General features: G+C 62.7%; 7 protein-coding genes. 4 read left to right on the plus strand and 3 right to left on the minus strand.

Going from position 1 to position 7586, the window contains the following annotated elements:
• A partial coding sequence (locus DL1_RS20010; RefSeq protein WP_038069973.1) for a M41 family metallopeptidase occupies nucleotides 1-317 on the plus strand: 317 nt, incomplete at its 5' end.
• Nucleotides 318-564: 247 nt separating this feature from the next.
• Here DL1_RS20010 and DL1_RS21855 read toward each other — a convergent pair.
• The gene (locus DL1_RS21855) at nucleotides 565-729 is read right to left on the minus strand and encodes a hypothetical protein (RefSeq protein ID WP_162178777.1); all 165 of its coding nucleotides are present in this window, start codon (nucleotides 727-729) and stop codon (nucleotides 565-567) included.
• A 203-nt stretch (nucleotides 730-932) separates the two neighbouring features.
• Between DL1_RS21855 and DL1_RS21860 the strand changes: the two genes are divergently transcribed.
• The 3 genes from DL1_RS21860 to DL1_RS20025 are packed head-to-tail and all read left to right on the plus strand — an operon-like array spanning nucleotide 933 to nucleotide 3793.
• Nucleotides 933-1544 (plus strand): helix-turn-helix domain-containing protein, encoded by a 612-nt coding sequence (locus tag DL1_RS21860; RefSeq protein ID WP_038069975.1) that lies wholly within the window; start codon nucleotides 933-935, stop codon nucleotides 1542-1544.
• Nucleotides 1544-2821 carry an FAD-dependent oxidoreductase gene (locus DL1_RS20020; protein WP_051693719.1) on the plus strand — a complete coding sequence of 426 codons (1278 nt, stop codon included), beginning with the start codon at nucleotides 1544-1546 and terminating at the stop codon, nucleotides 2819-2821. The genes DL1_RS21860 and DL1_RS20020 overlap by 1 nt, the downstream gene beginning before the upstream one ends.
• Nucleotides 2822-2848: 27 nt before the next feature.
• A complete protein-coding gene (locus DL1_RS20025; protein WP_038069977.1) occupies nucleotides 2849-3793 on the plus strand; it encodes an ornithine cyclodeaminase family protein in 945 nt (314 codons plus the stop codon).
• A gap of 30 nt (nucleotides 3794-3823) precedes the next feature.
• Here DL1_RS20025 and DL1_RS20030 read toward each other — a convergent pair whose 3' ends face one another.
• Nucleotides 3824-4591, minus strand: a complete 768-nt coding sequence (locus DL1_RS20030) for an ion transporter (protein WP_038069979.1) — start codon at nucleotides 4589-4591, stop codon at nucleotides 3824-3826.
• A 290-nt stretch (nucleotides 4592-4881) separates the two neighbouring features.
• Nucleotides 4882-7586: autotransporter domain-containing protein (locus DL1_RS20035; RefSeq protein ID WP_038069981.1), on the minus strand; the 2705-nt coding region annotated here is incomplete at its 5' end.

Genomic DNA, 7586 nt, shown 5'->3' on the forward strand with positions numbered 1-7586 from the left:
TCTCGAGCGGCGCGGGCGGCACACAAGCCTCAGATCTCGCCCAAGCAACGCGACTGGCGATCGCCATCGAAACCCGCCTCGGCCTCGGCCATCACGAACAGCTCTGGCTGGATCAACCCGACCATCTGACGCTTCAGAACCAAACCGTCTACGCCAAGGTGCGTCGCCGCCTGAGCAAGGCGGAAGCCCGCGCCGCGCAAATCTTGAAAGAGCGGCGCGAGGTGTTGGATGCAATGGCGCGGACCTTGGTCGAACAGCGGGAATTGGATGAACCCCAATTGCTTCGAGCATTTGGCTTGCTCAAAGCGATGCCATAATGATGCTGACCAAGAGGAGAGATATCAAATGAAAGAACTCCCGTTTTTGATACACAATCTGATACACATTATGCCCCGCCGAACTTCTCCTAGATATTGTTTTTATTGTGCTTTAAATCAAAATCCGAAATCATTGCCGGACTGTCTCTCCGCCACTTTCCTCGGCTTAAGATTCTGAGAAATTGTTGAAAACAACTTTTCAGGCATTTCGATCCCCCTAAGTTTCCCCCACCCGGTTCAGCAGCTTTTAATTCGCCGCTTTGCACCGGCCAGATGCTGTCCGCGCCCCGGGACCGTTGGCGGACAAGCACTCGGTCAGCTCGACTTCGGTCAGGCCCGCAGGCGATCCGACAAGGCCCACCCACTCCATCAGGCGATAGCGCTCTGCATCTGCCAGCTTTTCCCGGGCCATGCGGGTCAAGGTCTCTCGGCATTGTCGCGCGTCCGAGCCGTTGGGGTGCGGCGATGGAGGCTGCCGCCGCGCTGTTCTCGATTTTCGTGACAGCGCTCCTGTGCTCCGTCTGCCACGTTTCAACTTGCAACAGACGGCCGGCGCGTTGCATATATGCAATGAGCGGCGGTTGCCCACAAGCCATCTATCCCAAGGAGCTGTTGATGAACGCTCATGACCTCGCCCTGACGGGTGTTGGGGATTCACCGCCGGGTGCGGATGTCGTCGGCGCGAATTTGCGGCGCGTGCGACAGGCCGGAGACCTGTCGCTCAAGGCCGCTGCCGCACGTACATCCGTTTCGTCGGCGACGCTGTCGCGCATCGAAAACGGGCTGATGTCACCGACTTTCGATGTCATGATCCGGATTTGCGAAGGGTTCGGGATCTCGATCACCGATCTGGTTGACCCCCGGCCCGCCTCGACCGAGATCCTGCGCATTGCGGAGATCCCGCTGGGAACAGGTCGGCGCGTCGAGACGCCGCAATATCGCTTCGAATTTCTGAGCGAGGATCGTCGGGGAGTGCCGTTCCTGACGCTGCGCGCTGATGTTCTGTGCCGCTCAATGGCGGAATTCGGTCCGATGCATGCGCATGCAGGCTGGGAGCAAATCATCGTACAATCCGGGAGCATCGAGGTGCGGATCGCACAGCAAGCGCCACGGCGCTTATCGGTCGGTGACATGCTGGCATTTGACAGCCAGCTTGAGCATGCGGTGATCGCGCCCGCAGGTAAGGCTTCCATTTTATGGATCTATGCGGCGACTGGGGGCGTGTGATGCAACAGCGGGTCGTAATCATTGGCGCGGGGGTTGTTGGGGTGTTGAGCGCCTATGCGCTGGCGACGCGTGGGGCAAAGGTCACGCTCATCGACAGCCAGCCCGGCCCGGCTGAGGGCTGCAGTCGCGCGAATGCAGGCATTCTTGCGGTTGGCCATGCCTCGGCCTGGGCCAGCCCCTCGGCCATCGGGTCTATCACACGCGCTCTTCTGCGCCGCGAGCCCGGCATCAGGGTCACGCGACCAACCGATCCTGCCCTCTGGGCATGGGGGGCGCAATTTCTGCGCAACTGCACCGCGTCGGCCCACGCCACCAACACCAGCAAGCTGCAACGCCTGTCGCGGATGAGCCGTAATCTGACCCAAAAGATCGAGGCCGATCTCGGTCTAACCGGCAGTTTGCGCCACGAGGGCGGGCTCTATCTGTTTCAGAACCTCGCGCAGTTTCGCGCACATGCAGCCACGCTTGCACAGGGCGGCGCGCGGGCCGATGATCAGATGGAGGTTCTTGACAGTGACGCCCTGATCCAGCGCGACCCGGCGCTTGCCACGATGCCCGAGCATTTGGCGGGCGGGATTTACAGCCCCGTCGACTCGGTCGGAAACTGTCATTCATTCACCAAGGCTGTATCCGAGGTCATAGCCCGAAAATTCGACGTCGCGCTGCACTTTGGCACGCATGTTACCGGGTTTGAGACCGATGGGCGCACCATCACGGGGGTGAAGACGGATCACGGCGCGCGGGCGGCAGATGCTGTCTTGCTGGCAACCGGCACGGGGACCGCAGCGCTGACGCGCCAGCTGGGGTTTGCGCCTGCGATTTATCCGGTCAAAGGGTATTCGGGCAGTTGGACGATCCGCGACCCGGACCGGATCCCACGGCTGCCCTATGTCGATGAAACCGAATTGCTGGCGGTCGCTTGCTATGGTGGGCAACTCCGCGTCACAGCCATGGCGGAATTCGCCGGGCAGAGCGATCTGTCCCTGCCCGACACCCGTCTCGATGTCTTGCGCGCTTATGTGGCGCGGCAGTTTGGGGATGCGGTCGATGCACATTCCGCGAGCTTCTGGACCGGGCAGCGCCCCAGCACGCCCGCAGGACCGCCCTTTCTCGGACGCGTGCGCCGGTGGGACAACCTGTGGATCAACGCGGGCCACGGACAGTTGGGCTGGACCATGGCCGCAGGCTGCGGCGACGTGATCGCTCGGGCGATGACGGCTGAAACACCCACGCTTCGCGATGTGTCCTCAACCGCGCGCTGGTTGGACGCGCTCTAAGAGCCAAACGACGTCAGGAGAGAGACAATGCTCACGCCCCGCATGATCACATATGACGATGCCAAACCGCTGGTCACTTGGCCCGAAGCCGTCACCGCCCTGCGCGACGGCCACGCGCTGCCGAAAGCCAAGGTGGGCGACATTTTTCTCGGCCCCTCCGAGGGATCTCTGCTCAGCCGGGGGGCCTATATCGAAGGGCTCGGGTTCGGGGTGAAATCGGTCACGGTCTTCGGGAAAAACCCGGGCGCGGGACTGCCCAGCGTCCAGGGGGCGATGTTCATGTTCGAGCCTGAGCATGGGCAGCTTGCCGCCATCATCGACAGCAAGTTGGTCACCGAGCTGAAAACCGCCTCAGATTCGGTTCTCGGCGCGCAGCTTCTGGCGCGACCGGAGAGTGCCAGCCTGCTGATCGTCGGGGCCGGTACGGTGGCCCGCAGCCTGATTGATGCCTATAGCTCTGTGTTTCCGTCGATCAAAACCATTCGGATCTGGGCGCGGCGGATCGCTCAGGCTGAGGCACTGGCGCAGGAAGCCTTGGTGCCCGGTGTCGATATTGCCGCCGTAGGGGACCTTGCCGGAGCCGCAGCCGATGCAGATATCATCACCTGCGCGACCATGGCGCGCGAGCCGGTGCTGATGGGCGACTGGATGCGCCCCGGCACCCATGTCGATCTGATCGGCGCCTTCAAGACCGATATGCGCGAGGCCGATGATGCGTTGATCTCTACCGCGTCGCTTTTCGTCGACAGTCGCGACACGACCATCCACCATATCGGCGAGCTTACGATCCCGATCAAAGCAGGGGTCATCAGCGCCGACGCTGTGAAGGGCGATTTCTACGACCTGATCGGAAAGGGTGCCGAGGGACGACGCTCGGAGGACGAAGTGACTCTGTTCAAGAACGGCGGTGGCGCGCATCTCGATCTGATGATCGCACAGTATATTGCAGGCAAGGTTGCGCAGACCAAGTGACGATGGCCGGGGCTTTCGGCCCGCGACAGCTCATCGCTTCTCGTTCAAGCGCTCCTCAATCGCGGCAAGACGCCGGATCACTTCGTCGCGGTAGGTATCGGTTGCGGCGTTGGTTTCCTCGGCATGCGCATCCTGCATCGAATTGACGATCAAACCCACAAGCAGGTTCACCACGGCAAATGTCGTGATCAGAATGAAGGGCACGAAGAACATCCACGCCTCGGGGTAAACCTCCATCACCGGGCGGACGATGCCCATCGACCAGCTCTCCAGCGTCATCACCTGGAACAGAGTGTAGAGCGACGCACCTAGCGAGCCAAACCAGTCGGGAAAGCTATCGGCGAACAGCTTGGTCGCGATCACGGCGGCGATATAGAAGATCACCCCCATCAGCAGAAAAACCGAGGCCATCCCCGGCAGGGCCGAGATGAACCCCTCCACCACGCGGCGTAGGGTCGGCGCCACCGAAACCACCCGCAACAGCCGCAAGATGCGCAGCGCACGCAATACGGACAGCCCGCCCGCGGCTGGCACAAGGGCGATGCCGACCACGAGGAAATCGAAGATATTCCATGCATTCAGAAAGAACCGCAGCCCGCGCGCATAGATCTTGGCCAAAAGCTCGGCCACGAAGATCACAAGGCAGGCCGTGTCCAGCGCGATGATCAGACTGCCCGCCGTGTTCATCACCGGTTTGGAGGTCTCAAGCCCGAGGACGACCGCGTTAAACAGGATCACCCCCATGATTATGTAACGCGTTGAAGAACGGTCGAGAAAATCGGAGAGGTGTTGACGCATGTGGGCCCGGGTCCTGATCAATCCGGAGTCATCTAAGATCCTCGGGCGCGAAATTCCAGACCTTGGCGACAGGTCCGCGTCTGACGCAGGGAATCTCTGACACCGGCCTTCTATTGGCTTCCATCATAACGATGCGCACGACCGACCGGCCTAACAGTTCCCCCTCTCCCACCGAGGGCGCGCGCGTTCAAAACGGCATGAGCCGCAATCCCTGATCGCGGCTCACAGCGTTTCTCTGGAGAGATCACCTACGGGGGTCAATCGCCCCATAGGGCCGTGCCCTGCCCGCCTCAGAACTGCATGGAATATTGCAAAGCGAGGCTTTGACTATGCGATCCCGACCCGGAGGTATTGCGATAATCGAGCCGCAGATTGGTGCCGTTGTCGAAGTCGAAATTGGCGCCCAAACCGATGGTCAGCAAATCCTCTCCCGATTGCGGCAGGTTCAGAATATATTGCCCGCCCGAGCTGAGGTTCGCATAGCTCATCCCGGCAGCCACATCGCGGTTGAACACACGATGATACTCCAGCCGGAAATTGGGCGAGACCGACCCGTAGGAGGTCTCTTGCTTGATCGAGCCGCGCACCCCCAGATCGATCTGCGACGTGCCATAGCCTTGGCGGTCGAAATGCAGCGCATCGCTCGGGTTATCCGCCCGCTCGCTATACGCATCAAGATGGCCCGTGATCACCCGCATCCCGGCATAGGGCGACAGCATCCAGTTGTCGGCGCGATATTCAAGCCCGGCGCGGATCTGACCGATGATCTGATCGCCACTGCGCGAACCATAGGCCATATCCGGCCCGCCCGAAATCGCCCGCTCCGTGTCGAAATTCAGCTTGCCATAGCCTGCCAGCACATCGACGAAGCCGCGCTCACCCGCTTTGAACGTGCCATAGACCACGGCATTTTTGCTGCGCCCCTTGGAGTTCGAGCCATCATCGCCGATGTCGGAATGCCCGTAGCCAATCCCCAGACCAAAGCCGATGATCGCACGCTCAGACAGTTGGTAATCGATGCCCGCGCTCAGCCCGTTCGTGTGGACATCCAGGTCGCCGTCCGTCTCGAGGCTGAGGCTGCCCGCCGTCCAAAGCCCGATCCTTGGCCCCAGCAGATTTGGACTGGATGTAAGCGTCGGATCCATCCCCGAGGTGGAGGCGGTGGCCGTCAATCTCTCGGCGCTTGCGGTCCGGGTCTGGCCGGGATTTCGGCGACTTTGTTGCCCGGATGCGGCCCCGTCCCGTGCGGAGGGGAACAGGGTGGCCGTCTCCGAAGGTGTCGGCCGCAGCGCAGGCAAGGCAAGGCTGGCACCGAAGGAATCGCGCGGCCCATCGCCATCGCGCAGCGCTTCGAGATGCGAGGAGAAGTTCTGCATCTGGGTGCGCCCGAACTCCATCGCCATCGAGTTTTGCACCGTGACGATCCCGATGACATCGGGATCTTTCGAGGGATCTGGCAAGGTCGAGACCAAGACGCTCAGCGTGGCCGATGCGGGCGCATATTGCGCATTGCCCTCCGTGCTGCCGCTGATCTGGCACGTGCCCGCCGCAACCGTGCTCAGCAAGCCACCGCTGAGCGTACAGATGGCCGGCGTCGCGCTGGTCAGGGTGACCGGCAGCCCCGAGGCCGCGCTTGCCGTGACCGCGACCGGCGCCCCGCCCAAGCTTTGCGTGCCGATGGGCGAGAAGGTGATCAGATCGCTTTGCAGCGCCACCGTGGCGGTGATCGCGTAGCTTTGCTGCGCGGTGCCATCTTGCGCCGTCACCAGCAGCGAGATCGTATTCGCCCCGGGCGTCAGCGCAAGCGCCGCCGAGGGGCTGCCCGATGCAACCACAGAGCCGTTCACGCTCACGCTTGCCGCGCTATCCGTGGTGGTCGGTGTCACGCGCAACGCCGTCGTGCCCGCAGGCAGAGCCACGCTATAGGCCGAAATGCCCGCATTGAAGCTGGGCGATAGCGCGCCCGTGCTCAGGCTCAGCCCCGAGAGCGTCGCGACATCGGAGAGATAGGTGAACTGATCGGCCCCGGTGCTGGCCGAGCTGCCCCCAGGAGACGTGACCGAAATATGCCGCACGCCGCTACCCGCAGGGGCAATCGCGGTGATCTGGCTGTCGGACTCAACGGTGAAACTGGTAGCGGCGGTCCCGCCAAAACTCACCGAAGTGACCCCGGCAAGCTGCGAGCCGCTGATCGTGACGCTTGTGCCACCTGCGGCGCTGCCCGTGGTCGGGCTGATCGCGCTGATCGCGGGCGCGCCTTGTGCGACCAAGATGGTGATCGCGGCGCTGGTGAAGCTGGTGGGCGGCGTGCTGGTATCGGTGCCGCTCAGCGTCACGGTAAAGCTGCCCGCCTGCGTCGGTGTTCCGCTGAGCACGCCTGCGCTGCTCAAGCTGAGCCCGGGCGGCAGGCTGCCGCTGGCCGGGGTGGTCGCAAAACTATAGGGGCCCGTCCCGCCAGAGGCGCTGAAGCTCGTGCTATAGGCCGTTCCCAACACCGCGCCGCTGGGGCTGGTCGGGCTCACGGTGATCGTGGGCGCAGACACCGTCACGCTGACACTCGCCGCAGAAGACGTCCCCGACGCATTGGTCGCCGTGTAGGTAAAGCTGTCCGTCCCGTTAAAGCTTGTCGCGGGCGTATAGCTCAGAGTGATCCCCGAAATCTGCACCGTCCCGTGGCTGGGCCCTGAGACGACATTGATCGATGTGACCGAACTGCCAGTGATCGCAAGCGGGATTGCGGTCGCGCTGGCATTATAGGGCACGGTCGCCGAGACTGCGCCGACGCTCGGCACGCCAATCGGGGTCACGCTGTTGGACGCAGCAGAGGCCGCCCCCGTGCCTGCGCTGTTGGTGGCGGTCACGCTGAAGGTGTAGGCCGTGCCGTTGGTCAACCCGCTCACGGTGATCGGCGAGGCGGTGCCGGTGCCCGTCAAGCCGCCGGGGCTTGAGGTCACGGTGTAGCCCGTGATGGCCGAGCCGCCGGTGCTGGCGGGCG

It is taken from the genome of Thioclava dalianensis (assembly GCF_000715505.1).
In the GTDB taxonomy this organism is placed as follows: domain Bacteria; phylum Pseudomonadota; class Alphaproteobacteria; order Rhodobacterales; family Rhodobacteraceae; genus Thioclava; species Thioclava dalianensis.